Origin of the sequence: Paenibacillus sp. PCH8, assembly GCF_002968835.1 — a bacterium.
Classification (GTDB): Bacteria; Bacillota; Bacilli; order Paenibacillales; family Paenibacillaceae; genus Paenibacillus.
The window spans coordinates 2,163,801-2,186,486 of sequence record NZ_PKQK01000001.1; the positions used below are offsets into that span (position 1 = coordinate 2,163,801).

Sequence of the window (22,686 nt, forward strand, 5' to 3'; positions counted from 1 at the left end):
TGTGTCTCTATGCTTCTTTGCGTTACCGTAATGAAGTTTGAAATTCATCGCTAATCCAAGTGCTGTCTCGTTCATGCCATACGGAGCATTCTTTGAACCTCGTGCAGTACCATCGTCACATCTAATCGTCAGGAAAAGATCGCTACCCCGCAGCGGGATCTTTACTTATCCCCATCAGGGCTGCGGGGAATACACAAATCGTACATAGAGTGTATCAATACCCCATAAACATAGGCTTCGACAAAGGCAGCTCCGGTGCCGTATCCAGAGGTATGGCCGACTGGCCCACTTTCTGCTGGCCGGTCGGAACCCTACAGCAATCCTTACATCTGATGGGAGGAACATCCCTTGTCCACCCGCAAATCCAATTCCAAAACCATTCCAAGACCAGTTCCGAACCCAATGTTAAACCAAAGCCCGTCTTCGGGCGGCTCGTCCGCAGAAAGTATATTGAAGCAGAGGAGCTAGAAGCAGCCGCATTTCTTGCATAGAACGATGTTCGTTGTTTTCTTTTACGAATGGACCGAGCGGGACAGTTGCCAGGCAGAGGATTGCCGCATGCGATCAACCGGGCAAGCGAAGCGGTGACCTGGCGTAAGCCATTAATATTGTTGTCACATGTTTGAAAAGGCGGGAAGCGAAGGCTGGAGTGTTGCTGCAACATATGCTCCGCCGGATTGCTTTTACCGATGAAGAGAGGGGAACGATCCAGGTGGCTTTTGAAAAAGAAATGTTGTTTTGGAACGGAAAATTCGGTAGCGACGAGTATACCTTGACACGGCTTCCTTACAGCAAAGCTCCAAGCTCTTTGGCGTCCATTATGACAACCGTCGGCGGTTCGCTTTCGGAGAAAGCGGCGCAGCGCGTTCTTCAAATGAGCAAGGGCGCTCCGCTGGCCGCTTTTATGATTTTGCTCGCTGGAGTTCAGTCACTTTTGCATAAATATACAGGTGCTTCTGACATTCTGGTCGGTATGCCGGTTGTACGGAAAAAGGCGGAGACGCGCCGATCCGTTAATCATACGGTCATTTTGAAAAACTCGCTTTCGGCGGGTGCGACTTTTAAGACGCTTCTGAGCGATCTGAGGACTTCCTTGCCGGATGCGATTCAGCATCAACATATTCCGTTCTTAAAAATGACGGAGAAGCTGGACCTGCAATATGCAGATGGGATACCCGTCGTGCATACGCTAGTATCCCTCAAGGAGCTGCATCTGGACGAAATCGGGCAAAATATGGTCACGGATTGTTCCTTTGAATTCAGCTTAACCGGTGGGACGATACAGCTAGCGCTGTCATATAACGAGCACTTATATGACTCCGAGTTCATGACTCGGGTCGTCGGCCATCTGAATCGCCTGCTGGTCGTGGGGCTTCACGAGTTGGAACTGGACATCGTACGGGCGGACATGCTATCGGAGGACGAGAAATTTCAATTGCTGCAAAGCTTTAACGATACCGAGAAGGACTATCCCCGTGACAGGACGATTCATCAGCTCGTGGAGGAGCAGGCGAAGCGGGTGCCTGAAGCGACGGCGATTGTCTTTGAGGGGCGACGGCTTTCGTACGCGGAGTTGAACGAACGGGCGAACCGGCTGGCGCGGACGCTGCGATCGGTCGGCGTGTTGCCCAATCAGCTGGTAGGCTTGATGGTCAGGAGATCGCTGGAGACAGTCGTTGGTATTCTGGCAGTTCTGAAAGCTGGCGGTGCCTACGTGCCGATCGACCCGGAATACCCGGAAGAACGCATTCGTTACATTCTGGAGAACTCGAACGCGCAGCTGCTGCTGACTCAAAGGGAGCTGCAGCAGCAGGTGGCGTTCGAAGGGACCCTGTTGGCGCTGGATGACGAACAGTCCTACAGCGACGATGGCTCAAACCTGAAGTCGGCCAGCGGTCCGAATGATCTGGCTTATGTCATCTATACGTCAGGTACGACGGGCAAACCCAAAGGGGTCATGCTGGAGCATCGCGGTCTGGTCAGCTTGAAGCTGATGTTCGCGGACAGGATGGGCATCACGGAGCATGACCGGATCGTTCAATTCGCGAGTCTGTCGTTCGACGCATCCTGCTGGGAAATGTTCAAAGCGCTCTATTTTGGTGCGGCTTTGTACATCCCGACAGCCGAGACGATTCTCGACACCCGCCTGTTCGAGAATTATATGAACGAGCACGCGATTACAGCGGCGATTTTGCCTCCGACGTACAGTGCTTATTTGAACCCGGACCGCCTTCCCAGTTTAACGAAGCTCGTAACGGGAGGCTCGGCAGTATCGGCCGAATTCGTGCAGCAGTGGAAATCGAAAGTCCGCTATTTCAATGCTTACGGTCCGACCGAAGCTTCGATTGTTACGACGCTTTGGGATGCAGATGAGGAGCAACCGGAGCACAGAGTCATTCCGATCGGGCGACCGCTGGACAATCACCAAATTTTTATTTTAGATGCTCATCTGCAGCTTGTGCCTCCGGGAGTGGAAGGCGAGCTGTGTGTGGCAGGCGTTGGGCTTGCGAGAGGTTACCTGAACCAACCGGAGCTGACGGCAGAGAAGTTTGTGGAACATCCGTTTGCACCGGGAGAACGCCTATACCGGACGGGAGATCTCGCCCGCTGGCTGCCAGACGGAAATATGGAGTACTTGGGCCGGATTGACCATCAGGTGAAAATTCGTGGATTCCGGATTGAGATCAGCGAGATTGAAGAGCAGCTTATGAAGATTGACTCCGTGCAGGAGACGATCGTAATCGCGCGGGAAGGAAAAAGCGGGCAAGAACTATGTGCTTACCTGGTGTCGAGCCACTCGCTTACGCTCGGCGAGCTGAGAAGCGCGCTGGCGCAAAAATTGCCGAATTACATGATTCCGGCACATTTTGTTCAGCTTCCGCGGATGCCGCTCACGCCGAACGACAAAATCGACCGTAAGGCTTTGCCCGCCCCGGAAGGAAACGCGCTGACTGGCGGCACGTACGTAGCTCCGCGCAATGAAGCCGAGCGAACGCTGGCCGATGTGTGGCAGGCGGTATTGAACGCTGATCGCGTTGGGGTAACGGATCATTTCTTCGAGCTTGGTGGAGACTCGATCAAGTCCATTCAAGTATCTTCGCGGCTTCATCAATCCGGGTACAAGCTGGAAATCCGAGATTTGTTCAAATATCCGACAATCTCACAGCTCAGTCTGCATGTAAAACCGATCGGACGTACCATCGATCAAGGCGAAATAACGGGTGAAACGGCGCTGACGCCAATTCAGCATTGGTTTTTCGAGAGCTCCTTTGCGGACCCACATCATTTCAACCAGTCGGTGATGCTGTACCGGAAGGAACGCTTCGACGAAGAGACGGTGCGTCAGGTGCTGCAAAAGCTGGCCGAGCATCATGACGCCTTGCGGATGGTGTTCCGCAAGGCGGAACAAGGGTTTAGTGCGCGGACCCGCGCGATTCAGGAAGGCGGGCTATTCACGCTGGATGTGTTCGACTTTAAGGATACGGAAAATACTGCGCAGGATGTGGAAGCGAAGGCAACCGACATTCAAGCGGGCATTGATCTGGAGAACGGACCCCTCGTGACGGCGGGACTGTTCCGGTGCACGGACGGCGATCATTTGCTGCTCGCAGTTCATCATGCCGTGGTGGACGGCGTGTCTTGGCGCATTTTGATGGAAGATTTCGCTCTGGGTTACGAGCAGGCTGGCAAAAGCGATGACATTCGTTTCCCGACGAAAACGGATGCGTACCGCACTTGGTCCGAGCAGTTGGCCGCTTACGCGCAAAGCCCAGAGATGGCGAAGGAACGAGCCTATTGGCAGACCGTGGATCAAATTGCGGTTCCGGCCATACCGAAGGATCTGGAGGCGGACGTTACGACGCAGCAAGACAGCGAATCGCTGTTCGTTTGTTTGACTCCCGAAGAAACGGAGCTGATGCTGAAGCGCGTTCATCGGGCCTACAACACCGAAATGAACGATATTTTGGTAACGGCGCTCGGTATAGCCGTTCGCAAGTGGACGGGACACGAGCGGATGCGGATCAATCTCGAAGGACACGGACGCGAAACGATCGGAACGGATATCGACATCACGCGTACAGTCGGCTGGTTTACGACCAAGTTTCCGGTTGTTCTGGAGCCGCAAACCGACCGGGATTTAGCCTATCAGATTAAACAGGTCAAGGAAAGCTTGCGTCGCATTCCGAACAAAGGGCTGGGGTACGGCGTATGCCGCCATCTCTCCCAATCGGAGGATGACTTTGTTTGGGGCGCGGAGCCGGAAATTAATTTTAACTACCTCGGCCAGTTCGACGATGATGTCAATCAGGACGAGATCGGCATATCTTCTTATTCCAGCGGCAGCCCGGCCAGCGACCGGCAGGCCCGCAGCTTTGTGCTGGATATCAACGGCATGGTGCTGGACGGCGCTTTATCGCTCGATCTTAGCTATAGCCGGAAGCAGTATCGCAAGGAAACGATGGAAGCCTTCGCTCAGCGGCTTGAGCAAAGTCTCCGAGAGCTTATCATCCACTGCGCAGGCAAAGAAAACACCGAATTAACACCGAGCGACGTGCAATTTAAAGGCTTGACCATCGCGGAATTGGAGCAAATCGCCCAGCGCTCGGGCCATCTCGGGGAAATCGAAAATATTTACTCGCTTACGCCGATGCAGAAGGGCATGTGGTTCCACAGCGCGTTTGACCGACAGTCGGCCGCTTACTTCGAGCAGACGCGGTTTACCATGCGTGGAACGCTTGACGTCCAGCTTTTCGAGAGGAGCTGGACGGAGCTTGCGAAACGTCATCTGGTGCTGCGGGCGAACTTTGTGAAAGGACCGGCGGGCGAGCCGATGCAAATCATATACCGTGATAAGCCGGTCGGCTTTGAATATGAAGAGCTGCTTCATTTGCAGGCGGACGAGAAACAAGCGTATTTGGATAAAAGGGCCGAGGATGACATGCTTCGCGGCTTCGACATGGAACATGACGCGCTCGTTCGGGTTACGATCCTGCGCACCGAAGAGCAAAGCTATCATGTGCTCTGGAGTTTCCAGCACATTTTGATGGATGGCTGGTGCCTGACACAACTGACGCATGAGCTGTTTGAGACGTACTCGGCCTTGACATCTGGCAAACAGCCAGCGGGAGATAAGGGATCAGATTATGGCGCCTATATCGAATGGTTGGAAAAACAGGACGATCAAGCGGCATCCGGCTATTGGACGGCATTCCTGGCTGGTTATGAAGGGCAAACCATAATCCCCGGACAAAAGGAACTGGCGCCGAATGGCAGATTTACGGCAGATCACGTCACCGCCGAACTGGGCAAAGACTTGAGCGAGCGGATGGATCGGGTGGCAAAACAGCGTCTGGTTACGGTCAATACGTTACTGCAAGCCGCTTGGGGTGTGATTCTGCAAAAATATAACGGAACAAATGATGCCGTATTCGGCAGTGTTGTGGCCGGAAGACCGGCGGAAATCCCGGGCATCGAGTCCATGATCGGCCTGTTCATCAATACGGTGCCGGTCCGCGTCACAAGCGAAGCGGACACCGTGTTCGGCGACCTGATGGCGAAGATGCAAGAGCGGGCGCTGGAGTCCGGGCGTTATGATTACTATCCGCTGTATGAAATTCAAGCCCGCAGTGTGCAAAAGCAGAACCTGATCAACCATATCATCGCTTTCGAGAACTATCCGGTGGACGAGCAGATGGAACAGGCGGGCGACCAGCGGCATGGCGACCTGACGATCGCTGATGTTCAGATGGAGGAGCAGACGAACTATAACTTCAACGTGACCGTGGTGCCAGGAGCCGAGATTGAAATTCGGTTTGACTTTAACGTCGAAGTGTTCGATAAAGACAGCATTGAGCGGCTCAAGGGGCATCTCGTTCATCTGCTGAAGCAGGTGACGGATAACCCGGAAATTACCGTGGGCGAGTTAGAACTTGTGACGGAGACGGAAAAGGCTGACCTTCTCGAACGTTTTAATGACACCACTACGGAATTTCCACGCGGGAAGACGCTCATTCAATTGTTCGAAGAGCAGGCGGAGCGCATCCCGGATGCAGCCGCCATCTCCTGGAATGAGCAAGAGCTGACCTACCGCGAGCTGAACGAACGCGTCAACCGCCTTGCCCGTACCTTGCGTAGCCACGGGATATCCAAAGGTTGTCTGGTTGCCATTATGGCTGAGCGTTCCATCGAAATGGTGGTGGGCATGCTGGCGGCACACAAAGCCGGAGCAGGTTACGTACCGATTGACCCGGAGTATCCTGAGGAGCGTATCCGTTTCTTGATTGAGGATTCGGGAGCGCAGGTCATGCTGATGCAAAGCCACTTGCGCGAGCGATTGGCGGGTTTGGACTCCGTGATTTTACTGGATGATGAGTCCTTCTATCAAGAGGACGGCACAGATCTAAATCCGGGCACCGAAGCGACAGATCTGGCCTGCGTCATCTATACGTCAGGCACGACGGGCAAGCCGAAAGGCAATCTTGTTTCACACCGTAACATTGTGCGGATCGTGCGAAATACGAATTATATCTATATCACCGAGCGGGATCATGTCCTCCAACTTTCGAGCTATTCGTTCGACGGAGCGATTTTCGATATTTTTGGCGCTTTGACCAACGGGGCGCGGCTGGTGCTGGTTCCCCGCGAGACTTTGCTGGAAATCGGCCAGCTGGCGGATCTCATCCAGCGTGAGCGTATCTCGGTCATGCTGATTACGACAGCTTTTTTCAACATCCTTGTAGATGTGAATGTTGATTGCCTGCGGGATGTCCGTGCGATTTTGTTCGGAGGAGAGCGCGTCTCGGTCGGCCATGTGCGTAAAGCACTCGCCCATATCGGACCGGGCAGGCTCAACCATCTGTACGGCCCGTCGGAAAGCACGGTTTATGCTACGTATCTTCCGGTCGACTTCGTCGATGAGTCGGCGGTTACCGTACCTATCGGACGGCCGATCAGCAATACAACGGTGTATATCGTAGACAGTCGGAATAAGGTTCTGCCGATCGGCGTGGCCGGGGAGCTTTGCATCGGCGGAGAAGGCTTGGTACAGGGCTACAATAACCGGCCGGAGCTGACGGCAGAGAAATTTGTGGAGAATCCGTTTGTGTCGGGAGAGCGCATGTACCGGACGGGAGATATGGCGAAATGGTTGCCGGACGGCACGATCGATTATGTGGGGCGGACGGACGACCAAGTGAAAATCCGTGGCTTCCGCATTGAGTTGGGCGAGATCGAAGCTCAGCTCCAAAAAGTAGAAGGAATTCGGAAAACAACGGTATTCGCGAAGGAAAACGCCTCCGGGGAAAAGCAGCTTTGCGCCTATTATGAAGCGGACTACGAGCTTCCAGCGGCCGAGTTGAAGAGCGTTCTTTCCCAGGAACTGCCGGCCTATATGATTCCGGCGTACCTGATCCAGTTGGATCGGCTCCCGTTGACGACGAATGGCAAGGTTGACCGCAGCTCTCTCCCGGCGCCGGAAGAGAGCTTGCAACCGGGCGAAGGACATACTCCGCCTCGTACTCCGCTAGAAGCCAGTTTGGCCGAAATTTGGAAAAGTGTACTTGGACTGATGCATATCGGCGTTCATGACAACTTCTTCGACCTGGGCGGTCATTCCCTGCGGGCAACGACACTGGTAAGCAAGGTGCATCAGGAGCTGAACGTTGAGCTTCCTCTGCGCGATGTATTCCGCTACTCGACGATCGAAGAGATGGCTCTCGTCATCTCCCGAATGGGAGAGCAGTCGTTCTCGTCAATTCCGCTGGCAGGCGCAAGAGCATATTATCCGCTTTCCTCAGCTCAGAAGCGGCTGTTCATCCTGAATCAGCTGGAAGGGGCTGATCAGAGCTATAACATGCCGGGTGTGCTGCTACTGGAAGGATCAATTGACCGGAGTCTGCTGGAGAAGGCTTTCCGCGGACTGATGGCACGGCACGAAACGCTACGAACCGGCTTTGAGATCGTACAAGGCGAAGTAGTACAGCGTATTTACGAGAGCGTAGACTTTGCCGTCAAGTATCTTCTTGCGAGCGAGGAAGAAGCGCCTGAAGTCGTGCAGGCATTCATTCGGCCTTTCGACTTGGTGAAGCCGCCGCTGCTGCGCGCGGAGCTCGTAGAGCTGGCAGCCAAACGTTATTTGCTGATGTTCGACATGCACCATATTGTCTCTGACGGGGTTTCGATGGAGGTGTTAGTCGAGGAACTCGTTCGTCTGTACGGCGGCGAGTCATTAGAGCCTCTACGCATTCAATACAAGGACTATGCAGTATGGCAGCAGTCGGACGAGCAAAAATTGCAATTAAAACGCGAGGAAGCCTACTGGTTGGATCGTTACCGGGGCGAGTTGCCGGTTCTGGAAATGCCGACGGACTATCCGCGTCCTGCCGTGCAGAGCTTTGAGGGACAAACGCTGACATCCTTCGTAGATGAGTCAACGAACGAAGGCTTGAAGCAGCTGGCCGCTCAAAGAGGAACGACGCTGTATATGGTGCTGCTTGCGGCATATACAGTGCTTTTGCATAAATACACAGGTCAGGACGACTTGATCGTCGGAACGTCGATTGCGGGCAGAACGCACGTAGACACGCAGCCTTTGATCGGAATGTTCGTCAACACGCTGGCGCTCCGCAATTATCCGGCTTCGGAGAAGACCTTCCTGTCGTATCTGGAAGAAGTGAAAGAAACAACCTTAGGTGCTTACGAGCATCAGAATTATCCGTTCGAAGAGCTCGTTGATAAAGTGCAGGTCAGCCGGGATTTGAGTCGCAATCCGCTATTTGACACGATGTTCTCCCTGCAAAACTTGGAGGATAAAGAGTTTAGGCTGGAAGGGATGAAATTGTCCCCGTACCCTAGTGAATACGGCTCGGCCAAGTTTGACCTGAGTGTGGATGTTACGGAAGAAAACGGGCGTCTGGAGTGCAGCTTTGAATTCGCAACGGCTCTTTATAAAGAAAGCACGATCCAGCGACTATCGACTCATTTCGGACATTTGCTTGCGGCGATCGTAAGCCGTCCGGATGCGAAGATTGCCGAGCTGAACTTGTTGACACCGGCGGAAAAAGAACAAATTCTCGGCGTGTTTAACCCGGTGCAGCCGGAAGTGGCTCCTGCCGTTGCGTTCCACCGGCTGTTTGAGGAACAGGCGGTGCGCACGCCCGAAGAGGCAGCCGTTGTGTACGAGAACGACCGGTTGACGTATGCGGAGCTGAACGAACGGGCGAACCGTCTAGCGACTACGCTGCGCGCAAGCGGCATCGGCCGGGAGTCGATCGTCGGCATTCTCGCCGAACGTTCGGTGGACTTGTTGGTGGCCGTGCTGGCTGTCTGGAAAGCGGGCGGGGCATATGTGCCGCTCGACCCGGATTATCCGGCAGAGCGCGTGCGGTTCATGCTCGAAGACAGCGGAGCGAAGGTGCTGCTGACGCAAACGCTGCTGCGTGAGCGCGCCGAAGCCTGGCTCGGCGAAGAGGAGCTGGTACTGGCGGAGGTGCTGTACCTGGATGACGAAGCGTCGTACAGCGAGGAACGGGCAAATGCGCCGATGGGCTCCAGCAATGTCTCCGGCAAGCGGACGGATGCTGTGGACGACATCGATGAGAGCCATCGAAATGTTGGCATGGGCAACTTTCATGAAGCCCGTCCAGAGGACCTGGCGTACGTGATCTATACGTCAGGAACGACGGGTAAGCCTAAGGGCGTGATGATCGAGCACCGTAGTCTGGTGAACACGGCGGCGGGCTACCGGCGGGAATACCGGTTAGATCAGTTCCCGGTACGGTTGCTGCAACTGGCAAGCTTCTCGTTTGACGTGTTCGTCGGAGATATTGCACGGACGCTGTATAACGGAGGCACGATGGTGATTGTGCCTAAGGACGACCGGATCGATCCGTCTCGTCTGCACCACTGGATGGAGCGGGAGCAGGTCACCATCTTCGAATCAACGCCGGCGCTGATCGTACCGTTTATGGATTATGTGTACGAACAGCGGCTGGATATAACCGGGATGGAACTGTTGATCACGAGCTCGGACAGCTGCAGCGTGGCGGATTATCGAAACTTGCAGGAACGCTTTGGCTCATTGTTCCGAATTATTAACGCCTACGGCGTGACGGAAGCGGCGATCGACTCCAGTTTCTACGACGAGCCGTTGACGAAGCTACCGCGGACAGGTCATGTGCCGATCGGCAAAGCATGGCTGAATGCGAAATTCTACATCGTGGATGCACATCTGAATCCGGTACCGGTCGGAGTGCTGGGTGAGTTGGTTATCGGCGGAGTCGGCGTGGCGCGTGGGTACTTAAACCGCCCGGAGCTGACAGAAGAGAAGTTCGTAGACAGCCCGTTCGCCGCGGGTGAGCGGCTGTACCTTACAGGAGATCTGGCGCGGTGGATGGAGGATGGGAACGTAGACTTCATCGGCAGAATCGACAACCAGGCGAAAATCCGGGGTTACCGGATTGAGACGGGCGAGATTGAATCGCAGCTGCTGCGGGTAGAAGGCGTGCGCGAAGCGGTAGTGCTGGTTCGAAGTGACGCGAACGGGCAGAAGTCACTATGCGCATATTACACGCCAGATACCGGAGCCAGGCTGGTAGTAAACGATCTGCGCAGCGAGTTGGCAAAGGAGTTGCCGGGTTACATGATCCCGTCGTACTTTGTCGAGCTGGAGCACCTGCCTCTGACGCCGAACGGAAAGATTGACCGAAAGGCGCTGCCAGTGGCGGAAGGGGAAGCGGGCAGCGGAACGGAGTACGTCGCACCGCGCAATGAGCTGGAAACGAAGCTGGCGGTGATATGGCAGAAGGTGCTGGGGTTTGCGAAGGAGATTGGCGTTCACGATAACTTCTTCGACATCGGCGGCCACTCCCTGCGGGCGACAACACTGGTCAGCAAGATTCATAAAGAGTTGAACGTGGATCTGCCGCTACGCGACGTGTTCCGACATTCCACCATCGAGAGCATGGCAGTTGCCATTTCCCGGCTGGATGAAAAGAAATTTGTTTCCATTTCGGTGGCGTATGACCGAGAGGTGTACCCGCAATCTTTTGCTCAAAAACGCCTCTTTATCTTGAATCAACTGGAAGGCGCTGAGCTTAGCTACAACATGCCGGAAGCGATGCTGCTGGAGGGTGCTTTGGACCGGGCAAGGTTCGAAGAAACGTTCCGTAAGCTCGTGGCACGGCATGAAATGCTGCGTACCGGGTTCGAAATGGTGGATGGTGAAGCATCACAGCGGGTTTACCAGGACGTGAATTTTGCCGTGGAGTTCTATCGAGCAGATGAGCAAGAGGCCGAAGAGACGGTTCGCCGTTTCGTCCGTCCGTTTGACTTGGCGAAGCCTCCGCTGCTGAGGGTAGGCCTTGTTGAGCTGGCCCCGGAACGCCATATTCTAATGTACGACATGCATCATATTATTTCCGATGGTGTCTCGATGGAGATTTTTGTTGAAGAATTCGTCCGCTTGTACCGTGGAGAGCAATTGGAGCCTCTGCGCATTCAGTACAAAGACTATACCGTTTGGCAGCATTCGCAGGAGCAGAAAAAACGGCTTCAGCATCAGGAGGCGTACTGGCTGACCATGTTCCAGGGCGAGCTTCCGGTACTGGAAATGCCGACCGATTATCCGCGTCCGGCCGTGCAGAGCTACGAAGGTCAAACGCTGGAATTTTTCTTCGACGCTTCAAAAACCGACGGCCTGAAGCAGCTGGCCTCGGAAACGGGCACGACACTGTTTATGGTGTTGCTTGCGGCGTATAACGTCCTTTTGCATAAATATTCAGGTCAGGAAGACGTGATCGTTGGTACGCCGATAGCCGGAAGGAATCATGGAGATGTACAGCCATTGATCGGGATGTTCTTAAACACGCTGGCGATCCGCAGTTATCCGGCTTCGGAGAAGACATTCCTCTCATACCTGAACGAAGTCAAAGAAACGACTCTCCACGCCTTCGAGCATCAAAACTATCCGTTCGAAGAATTGGTGGACAAGGTGCAAGTCACCCGTGATTTAAGCCGCAATCCGCTCTTCGACACGCTGTTTACGATGCAGAATACGGAGAATGAGGAGTTTGAGCTGGAAGGGCTTCGCCTGATTCCTTATCCGAGCGCACTGGATACCGCGAAGTTTGATATCAGCTTGGATGTGGGTGAGGAGAACGGAGGCTTGGATTACAGTTTCGAGTATGCGACGGCTCTCTACAAAAGGGAGACGATCGAACGGCTGGCGCAACATTACGAGCAACTGCTCGTAACGATCGTAGGCCGTCCAGATGCGAAGCTCGCCGAGCTAAACGTGTTGACGGCAGAGGAAAAAGAGCAAATTCTCGGCGCGTTTAACCCGGCGCAGCTGGAAGCGGCTCCTACCGTTGCGTTCCACCGGCTGTTTGAGGAACAGGCGGAGCACACGCCGGAAGAGGTGGCCGTTGTGTACGAGAACGACCGGCTGACGTATGCGGAGCTGAACGAGCGGGCGAATCGCTTGGCAGCGACGCTGCGCGCAAGCGGCATCGGCCGGGAGACGATCGTCGGCATTCTCGCCGAGCGTTCGGTGGATTTGCTGGTGGCCGTGCTGGCCATCTGGAAAGCGGGCGGGGCGTATGTGCCGCTCGACCCGGATTATCCTGCGGATCGCTTGCGGTTCATGCTGGAAGACAGCGGCGCGAAGGTGCTGCTGACGCAAACGGCGCTGCGAGAGCGTGCCGAAGCCTGGCTCAGTGAAGATGAACTGGCACTGGCGGCGGTGCTGTACCTGGACGACGAAGCGTCGTACAGCGAGGAGCGGGCGAATGCACCGATGGACTCCGGCATGGTCTCCGGTAAGCGAACGGATGCTGTGAACAACGGCGATGAGAGCCATCCGCATGTCAGCATGGACAACTTCCATGAAGCCCGTCCAGAGGATCTGGCCTACGTGATCTATACGTCGGGAACGACGGGCAAGCCTAAGGGCGTAATGATCGAGCACGGCAGCCTGGTGAACACGGCGGCGGGCTACCGACGGGAATACCAGTTGGATCAGTTCCCGGTGCGGTTGCTGCAGCTCGCCAGCTTCTCGTTTGACGTGTTCGTCGGAGATATTGCACGGACGCTGTATAACGGAGGCACAATGGTGATTGTGCCTAAGGACGACCGGATCGATCCATCTCGTCTGCACCACTGGATGGAGCGGGAGCAGGTCACCATCTTCGAATCAACGCCGGCGCTGATCGTACCGTTTATGGATTATGTGTACGAGCAGAGGTTGGATATAAGCGGGATGGAGCTGTTGATCACGAGCTCGGACAGCTGCAGCGTGGCGGATTACCGAACCTTGCAGGAACGCTTTGGCTCATTGTTCCGAATCATTAACGCATACGGCGTGACGGAAGCGGCGATCGACTCCAGTTTCTACGACGAGCCGTTGACGAAGCTAACGCGGATAGGTCATGTGCCGATCGGCAAAGCATGGCTGAATGCGAAATTCTACATCGTGGACGCGCATCTGAATCCGGTACCGGTCGGGGTGCTGGGTGAGTTGGTTATCGGCGGAGTCGGCGTGGCGCGTGGGTACTTAAACCGCCCGGAGCTGACAGAAGAGAAGTTCGTAGACAGCCCGTTCGCCGCGGGTGAGCGGCTGTACCTTACAGGAGATTTGGCGCGGTGGATGGAGGATGGGAACGTAGACTTCATCGGCAGAATCGACAACCAGGCGAAAATCCGGGTTACCGGATTGAGACGGGTGAGATTGAATCGCAGCTGCTGCGGGTAGAAGGCGTGCGCGAAGCGGTAGTGCTGGTTCGAAGTGACGCGAACGGGCAGAAGTCACTATGCGCATATTACACGCCAGATACCGGAGCCAGGCTGGTAGTAAACGATCTGCGTAGCGCGCTGGCACAGGAGTTGCCGGGGTATATGATCCCATCGTACTTTGTGGAACTGGAGCGTCTGCCTCTGACACCGAACGGAAAGATTGACCGGAAGGCGTTGCCAGCGCCGGAAGGGGAAGCGGGAAGCGGAACGGAGTATGTCGCACCGCGCAATGAGCTGGAAACGAAGCTGGCAGTGATTTGGCAGGAGGTGCTGGGGCTTACGAAGGAGATAGGCGTTTACGACAACTTCTTCGACATCGGCGGCCATTCCCTGCGAGCGACGACGCTGGCGGGCAAGGTATTTAAAGAATTAAAAGTCAACCTGCCGCTGCGCGACGTATTCCGTCACTCCACGATTGCAGCGATGGCCGATGTGATTGCCCGGATGGAACGGCGGGAGCATGAAGCCATCCCTCAAGCGGAAGAGCGAGAGTACTACCCTCTGTCCTCCGCCCAGAAAAGGCTGTTCATTCAGCACACACTGGATGGAGCCGATCAGCTTTACAACATGCCGGAGCTGGTGCAGTTGGAAGGCGAGCTTGATTTAGAACGGTTGGAAGGCGCCTTGCGGAAATTGATCACAAGGCATGAATCGCTTCGCACCGGTTTTGAAATCGTGAAGGGCGAAGCCGTTCAGCGGATTTACCCGCAGGTTGATTTTGCTATTGAGCATCATCAAGCGGATCAAGAGGATGCAACTCAGATTGAGCAGATCGTCCGCAGCTTCATTCGTCCGTTTGATCTTGGCAAGCCGCCGCTGCTACGCTCCGGGGTCATCGAGTTGGAACCGAACCTGCATATTCTCCTTTTCGACATGCACCATATCGTGTCCGATGGCGTATCAATGGCAATTGTGATCGATGAATTCTCAAGTTTCTACGCTGGGGAGGAACTGCCGCCACTGCGCATTCAATATAAGGATTATGCCGTTTGGCAACAGTCGAAGACCCACCGAGAGCGGATCGGGCTACAGGAAGCGTATTGGTTGCAAACCTTCGAAGGCGAGCTGCCGACAGGGGATCTGCCGATGGACTACGAACGGTCTACGGTTCGCAACTACGAAGGTGCTCATCTGGAGTTCGACGTTGAAGCTTCACTCTCTTCGCGGCTGCGTGAATTAGCGGCCGAGCATGAAAGCACCCTGTACATGGTGCTGCTTGCAGCTTATACTGTGCTGCTGTCCAAGTACAGCGGGCAAGAGGACTTAATCGTGGGCACCCCGGTGGCGGCAAGAACGAACGCCGATTTAGAATCGGTCATCGGAATGTTTGTCAATACGCTGGCGCTCCGCAATCGTCCGTCGGCTCACAAAACGTTCTTGTCCTATCTGGAAGAAGTGAAGGAAACAGCTCTGGGTGCTTTCGAGAATCAGGATTATCCATTCGAGGAACTCGTGGAGCGTTTGAATGTGAAGCGGGAACCGGGCCGCTTCCCGCTGTTTGATGCTGTTTTCGATTTGCAAAATATCGAAGAACATGACGCCGAACTGGAAGAGGTCAGCCTGAAGAATTACGAGCTGGACCAATTGGAAGAAGCGAAGTTTGATCTGACGCTGTTTATGTATGAAAACAACGAGACGATGAGCGGGGGCTTCTTCTACGCCACCAAGCTGTTCAAAGAATCGATGATCCGCACCTTGACCGAGAATTACCTGCGGGTACTGTCTCAAATTGCGGAAAATCCACAACTTGAGCTAAGCCAGATTGAATGTCATAAACCGGCTTCAGGTGCAAAGAGTGCCGTCGATACAATCGAATTTGCGTTTTAATCCTACAAGTGTGTCTCCGCTGTCAAGCGAAAGCGGCGCGCATATTGAAGACGGCGAACAACGCCCAAGCCCATAACCGCAGGCCGAAAGCAAGCTTTTTCGGACCTGCGCCAGGGCATGTGGTCACTTCATTTTTAGGGGAGGTACGAATGAAATCTTTATTTGAAAAGGAAGAACGGTACTGGAGCGGCAAGTTTGACGCCGATGACAGCCTGAGCTTCCTTCCCTACAGTCAATCCTCCAAATTATCCGAGGGCGGGGAAGCTGTGGCCGAGCCGGGCTTGCTTCATCGTACTCTGCCGAGCGAACTCTCGGAGAGAATCATTGGCCTCGCCAACGGTTCGGATTTGGCTTTGTACATGATTGTTCTTGCAGGAGTAAAAAGCCTGCTGTTCAAATATACCGGGAGGGACCAAATGCTGGTCGGCATGCCTTCTTATAGCGCAGACCCCGCCGGGACTCCGCCGGCACATGACATCTTGGTGATCAAGACGTCTATAAGCCGCCAGATTACGCTGAAAACGTTGCTCGGGGGCATCAAAGCCTCCATCGGCGAGGCGCTGGAGCATCAGCACCTGCCTTTTCGGAAAATGGTGGAGCCGCTCCATCTGGACTATACAGTGGACGGCCTCCCGGTCGTCAACACCGTCACATCCTTCGCCCCGATTCATCCGGGACCGCAGGGTAAACGGGTGGCGGCCGATACGGTTTTTCGCTTCGATCGCCAAAACCATTCCATCGAGCTGGAAATAAGCTTTGACGGGCAGCGGTACGAGCGCGCATTTGTGGAACAGGCGGCCGACCATCTTGTTCGGCTGCTGTCCTTGCTTTTATTTCAACCGGATCTGGAGCTTGGACAAGTTGATGTGCTATCCCCAGACGAGAGGGAGACGCTGCTGAAGCAATTTAATGACACCGAAACCGAGTTTGAGCGGGGGAAGACGATACACAGCTTGTTCGAAGAGCAGGCGGAGCTTAACCCGGACAATGTGGCCGCCGTCATGAACGAGCAGCAGTTGACCTACCGCGAGCTGAACGAGCGATCCAACCGGCTTGCACGGAAGCTGCGGGAGACGGGAGTCGAAGCGGACCAACTGGTAGCGATTCTGGCCGAACGCTCGCTCGATATGGTCGTCGGCATTCTGGCGATTCTCAAAGCGGGCGGAGCCTACGTGCCTGTTGATCCCGACTACCCGGAGGAGCGGATCCGCTTCATGATTGAGGATTCGGGCGCGCCGTTATTGCTGATTCAAAAGCATCTGCACAAGAAGACGGAATTCGCAGGAACGCGCCTTGAATTGGATGATTTCGTTTGGGGTGACAGATGGGCAGACTCCGCAGATGTGCTGGACGCTTCGAACCTGGAGTCCATTTCCGGGCCGGGCAACCTGGCTTATGTCATCTACACGTCAGGAACGACCGGCAGACCGAAAGGAACGCTAATTGAGCATAAAAATGTCGTGCGCCTCTTGTTCAACGAAAAGAACTTGTTCGACTTCGGGCCGTCCGACACTTGGACGCTGTTCCACTCGTTCTGCTTCGATTTCTCCGTCTGGGAGATGTATGGAGCGTTGCTGTTCGGAGGCAAGCTGGTCATCGTACCGCCGCTCACGGCAAAAAATCCGGCCGATTTTCTGGCGCTGCTGGGCCGCGAACAGGTCACGATTTTGAACCAGACGCCAACGTACTTCTACCAGCTACTGCGTAAGGTCTTGGTGGATCATCTGTACGATCTGCGGATTCGCAACGTCATCTTTGGGGGCGAAGCGCTGAGTCCGCTGCTGCTCAAGGGCTTCAAGACGAAGTACCCGGAGACGAAGCTGATCAATATGTACGGGATTACCGAGACGACGGTTCATGTTACGTATAAGGAAATCACGTGGGTCGAAATGGAGGCGGCGAAGAGCAATATCGGCAAGCCGATCCCAACGCTGAGCGTGTACGTCTTGGATGAAAACCGCCACCTTGTGCCGATCGGCGTGGCGGGCGAAATGTACGTGGCCGGGGAAGGCCTTGCGAGAGGATACCTGAACCGCCCGGATCTGACGGCAGAGAAATTCGTGGATTCCCCGTTCGCGGAGGGGAGAAACTGTACCGCTCGGGCGACTTGGCGGCTTGGCTGCCGGACGGCAATATCGAATACATGGGTCGGATCGACCACCAGGTCAAAATCCGTGGCTACCGGATCGAGCTGGACGAAATCGAGACGCAGCTTCTGAAGATCGCCGCCGTGCAAGAAGCCAAGGTGCTCGATCGCAAGGACGCGAATGACCAAAAGCAGCTTGTCGCTTATTACGTCGCGGAAACAAGGCTGGGGGCGAATGAACTCAAGGAGGAGCTCGCCAAACAGCTTCCGGGGTATATGATTCCTTCGCACCTCGTGCAGCTTGAGCGCATGCCGCTGACTTCCAACGGCAAAGTGGACCGCAAAGCGTTGCCCGCGCCGGAGGAAGCGGCAGCCGGAGGCGCGGAATATGTCGCGCCGAGAACGCTGCTCGAAATGAAGATTACCCGCGTCTGGCAGGATACGCTTGGCGTGCCGCAGGTCGGCGTAAAGGATAACTTTTTCGAGTTGGGTGGTAATTCATTAAGTCTGATGAGGCTCGTACAAGCTGTTTATGATGAAACGGGCATTGAGGTACCGCTGAACCGCCAATTCCATCATTTAACCGTTGAAGCTATGGCTTTCGGAGAGGGGGATCTGGGTCTGGATCAAGGGGGAGACTCTTTCATTAAGCTGAATAAAGCAGGAGATCTGAACGTGTTCTGCTTCCCTCCGGGCAGCGGCTTCGGCATCGGTTACCGAGAACTCGCAAGTAGGCTCGATGGCCGGTTCGTGCTCTACGGTATTGATTTTATCGACGATGCCGTTGATTACGAGGCCATGCTGAAGCGTTATGTGGACGAGATCGTCCGCATCCAGCCGGAAGGACCTTACGTGCTACTGGGATACTGCTTCGGAGGCAACCTGATGTTCGAGGTAGCCAAAACGATGGAGAAAAGAGGGTATTCCGTAACGGACGTGCTCATGGTGGACTCGTGGATTAAGGACATGCTGACGCCTTCCGAAACGTCGGAGAAAGAGCTGGAAGAAACGCTTACCGATTTCGACGAAGAAGAGAAGGAATTAATGAGCAACCCGCTCGTGCGGGAGCGGGTTCATCGGAAGGTCAAAGCGACCTTGGCGTACGAAGCGCAGCTTATTAATTCCGGCACGATCCCTGCCCGGATTTACGAACTGATTGCGAAGGACAGCGAAGCGTTCCGTCTGGAGCATCAATTGCCGTCCTGGCGGGGGGCAACGAGACAAGCTTATGCCGATTACCGGCTGGAGGGCGCGCACGAGGAATTGCTGGAACTCGCGCGCGTGGAAGAAACGGCCGCCGTCATCCGGGGCATCTTAGAGCAAGTCAAGCGGCAGATCGAAGCGGAGGCCGGGGTACTGCATGGAAGCTGACCGGCAGCCGTCTGTTCAAGAACAAGGCACAGCGGCACCTTCCAAGCGCCAAACTGCTTACTCCACCTGGAAAGCGTTCCGCTGGCTGATGTCCTATGTAAGCCGCCACAAAGGCTGGATGATCGTCGGTATCTTGTCCGCGATTGCCGCCGCCGTTATTGAGATATGGACGGGAAGTTTGATCGAGAAGCTGACCACCGAGGCCGAGAAGGGAGCGGGGCCAATCGTTCTGCAAATCGTGTACACGGTCTTTGTGGTCATCTTGATCGGTGTGCCGGCGAAGTTTTTCATGAGCTTCGGCGTGGAGCGAAGCAGCGCCTCTGCGGTGCAGGATATCCGCAACCATGTCATGCATCATATTGGTAAACTCCCAGTCTCCTATTTGGAAAAGCAACACTCCGGCGATGTGTTGTCGCGAATCAACAACGACCTGCAGCTCATCCAGCAGTTTATGATTCGGGACCTCGCCCAGTGGTTTTATCATCCACTGTTGTTCATCGGCTGTTTCACTTATTTGATCTACCTCCAATGGGAGCTGATGCTGTACAGCCTGCTGTTATTTCCCGTAGCGCTGCTGGTTTCCCAATGGATCGGCAAGCAGTTGGAGCGATTAACCGAGGAAGCCCAGGCGAATATGGGCCGAATGAACGTCAACCTTCAGGATACGCTTGGGGGTATGCCTATTGTAAAAAGCTACCTGCTATCCGGCATGTTATCTCGCTCCTACCAAGTGCTGCTGCAATTGACGGCTCAAAAAAAGCTGGCCGTGAAAAAGCGGGAAGCCTGGGTTAACCCGCTGCTTTCCACACTGATGATCAGCCCGATCATTTTCGCCGTCAGTTACGGAAGCTATTTGATCTACCAAGGGCAGCTAGGCGCGGGAGAGCTAATTGCCTTTCTGTACTTGCTGAATCTGTGTCTGGAGCCACTGGAGCATATTCCTGAGCTCATCACGCGCACGTTCGAAATGGCCGGTTCCCTGAAAAGGGTCTCCGAAATCGTCGAGCAGCCAACCGAAACGGAACATGGCCGTTCGCTTCCGAAAGCAAGCGCCGCCCCCATCGAGTTTCAGAACGTAACCTTCGGGTATGAGGAGAGCTCCCCAATCCTGCGGAGTGTTAGCTTCTCTGTGCCGGAAGGGAAGACGATCGCGCTTGTCGGAGCAAGCGGTGGAGGGAAGAGCACGGTGTTTAAGCTTGTATGCGGCTTTTATACGCTTCCAGAGGATCAGGGCGAGATTCGCGTGTTCGGCAGTCAGATCCACGGCGCCGACCCGGAGCAGCTTAGGTCACATTTTTCCGTGGTCACCCAGGATTCATATTTGTTTAGCGGCACGATCGCCGAGAATATCGGCTATGGGCGGGAAGAAGCGTCGATGGACGAGATTATTCAAGTAGCCAAAGCAGCTCAGGCGCATTCCTTCATTATGCAGCTTCCCGGCGGCTACCAGATGTATGTCGGAGAGCGTGGCGGATTTTTGTCCGGTGGGCAGCGCCAACGCATTGCAATGGCCCGGGCTTTTCTGAAGGATGCTCCCGTTCTGTTGCTGGACGAGCCAACGTCGGCTCTTGATCCAGAGTCGGAAAGCGCGGTTCAGGAAGCGCTGGGCGTATTGATGAAGCAGAGAACAACAATGGTTATTGCCCACCGGCTTTCTACAGTTCAAAACGCCGACGAAATATGGGTCATGGAACAGGGGAATATTGTTGAAAAGGGCACTCATGAACAATTGCTGGAGATGAAAGGACTGTACGCCCAGTCGTACTACCAGGAATTTATCGAGTCTGCCGAACGCAGGGAGGTGGCGTACAGATGAAAAAAGGCGGAAGGCTCTCGCAAGTGAAAGAACTCGGCTATTTGCTGACGTTTATGAACCGCAAGCTCAAAACCCAGTATGCCATCGGCCTTGTCGTGACCACACTCACCCAGACATTGTTCCTGATCGCCTTCAGTTTGGTCGTACATAACTTGGTTGATTTCGCCGTGTCCCGAGATACGTCCCTAATGGTGGAAGCCTTTATTATTTTGGGCGCGGCCCTGTTCCTGGAAAATATGGTTTCTCCGTGGTTCATTTACTTATATCAGCGCAGTGTCGAGCTGACTGTGCTGAATATCCGCGAACGTCTCTATAACAAGCTATGCCGGGTGCGGCCGAGATTCTTGGAGCAGACGCACCATGGGGATTTGCTGTCGCGGGTGAACAACGACGTAACGACCGTTGAGTTTACATTCTCACAGGTTTACTTCGTTTTGTTGCTTCAAGTTGTCTTTTGTATCGGCTCCATTACCTCCATGGTGTTGATTGATTGGCGATTTGCTGGCGTATCCTTCGTCATTCTACTGCTGTCCTCTGTGGTCAGCCTGAAATTTGCGCGGGATATTCGCGCCTTGTCCGAACAAGGCTTGCAAACGCTCGGTAAAATGACCGAAAAATTCAAAGATTTCATGGGCGGCATTCAAATTGTGAAGCTGTTCCGCATCCGCACGATATACGGCCAGTACGAGGCGTTGAACGAACAAATGACGCAGACACTTAGGCAAACCGCGCAGAAGAACGGCATGCAGGCTGCGGTGAACCATTTTATCAGCTACATCACGTTCTGCGGCATCATCGTCATCGGCAGTCTTCTGTATGCCAACGGACTGATGGGAATGGGAAGCGTCGCCGCCCTGGCGGTTCTGCAAGTGAATCTGACGCACGCCTTGTTGAACTTAGGGATGGTTCTGTCGATGACCCAAAATTCGCTCGCGGGCGCTCACCGGATTCAAGAGGTACTAAGAGAGGAAGAGGAACCGGAGCGTTTGGGATCTCCTAACAGCGAGCTGGTGTCTGAGGCTGCGGTGGAGTTTCGCGACGTGGAATTTTCTTATCAGGCGGATAAAAAGGTACTTGTCGATATGTCCATGAAGGTGTTTCCTGGTCAGGTCGCCGCGATCGTGGGTGCCAGCGGTAGCGGTAAAAGTACGCTGATTAAGCTACTTCTCGGCTTTTATCCTGTGGACAGCGGTGAAATCCTGCTCCAAGGCAAACCGTTTGGCCATTACACGCTGGATGAGATTCGCAGGCAGATTGCATACGTTCCGCAGGAGCCGTTCTTGTTTACCGGCACGATTGAGGAAAACATCCGCTACGGCAACCCGGATGCAACGGATGAAGAAGTGATCGAAGCGGCCAAAGCAGCGTACGCTCACCATTTCATTCAGGAGCTTCCTGAACAGTATAAAACGCCGGTAGGAGAGAGAGGAGCATCGTTGTCGGGCGGACAAAGGCAACGAATTGCGATCGCCCGGGCGATTCTCAAAAACGCCCCGATTCTGTTGTTGGACGAAGCGACTTCCGCGCTGGATAACGAATCCCAGCATTGGGTACAGCAAGCCCTGAACATATTAATGAAGGGGCGCACCACCATTCTGATCGCCCACCGTCTCAGCACCGTGGAACATGCGGATTTGATTACAGTCATGAATCAAGGAACGGTCGTCGAACGAGGCCGCCATCAGGACCTGCTGGCGCTCGGAGGTTATTACGCGCGGCTGTACGGCTAGACCATTATGACGAGTGGCTTCCTGCTGATATCTAGGTACAAAGCCAATCTACAAACAATCTCTAATAC

4 protein-coding genes and 1 pseudogene are annotated in these 22,686 nt (G+C 54.6%); all 5 read left to right on the plus strand.

Features of this window, described 5'->3' with window-relative positions; genetic code table 11:
- Window positions 1-664: 664 nt before the first annotated feature.
- The 5 genes and pseudogenes from C0Q44_RS09440 to C0Q44_RS09455 all read left to right on the plus strand — a co-directional run bounded on the left by C0Q44_RS09440 (window position 665) and on the right by C0Q44_RS09455 (window position 22,618).
- Window positions 665-13,747, plus strand: coding sequence for an amino acid adenylation domain-containing protein (locus C0Q44_RS09440; protein ID WP_258166221.1), 13,083 nt, complete (start codon window positions 665-667; stop codon window positions 13,745-13,747).
- On the plus strand, window positions 13,639-15,615 hold the full coding sequence (locus tag C0Q44_RS32015; protein WP_258166222.1) for a condensation domain-containing protein: 1,977 nt from the start codon (window positions 13,639-13,641) through the stop codon (window positions 15,613-15,615). Before C0Q44_RS09440 ends, C0Q44_RS32015 begins: the two co-directional genes overlap by 109 nt.
- Window positions 15,616-15,764: 149 nt before the next feature.
- A pseudogene (locus C0Q44_RS09445) lies at window positions 15,765-19,072 on the plus strand (non-ribosomal peptide synthetase).
- On the plus strand, window positions 19,062-20,888 hold the full coding sequence (locus tag C0Q44_RS09450; RefSeq protein WP_105407000.1) for an ABC transporter ATP-binding protein: 1,827 nt from the start codon (window positions 19,062-19,064) through the stop codon (window positions 20,886-20,888). The pseudogene C0Q44_RS09445 and the gene C0Q44_RS09450 overlap by 11 nt, the downstream one beginning before the upstream one ends.
- The gene (locus C0Q44_RS09455) at window positions 20,885-22,618 is read left to right on the plus strand and encodes an ABC transporter ATP-binding protein (protein WP_105407001.1); all 1,734 of its coding nucleotides are present in this window, start codon (window positions 20,885-20,887) and stop codon (window positions 22,616-22,618) included. The genes C0Q44_RS09450 and C0Q44_RS09455 overlap by 4 nt, the downstream gene beginning before the upstream one ends.
- Window positions 22,619-22,686: the final 68 nt, after the last annotated feature.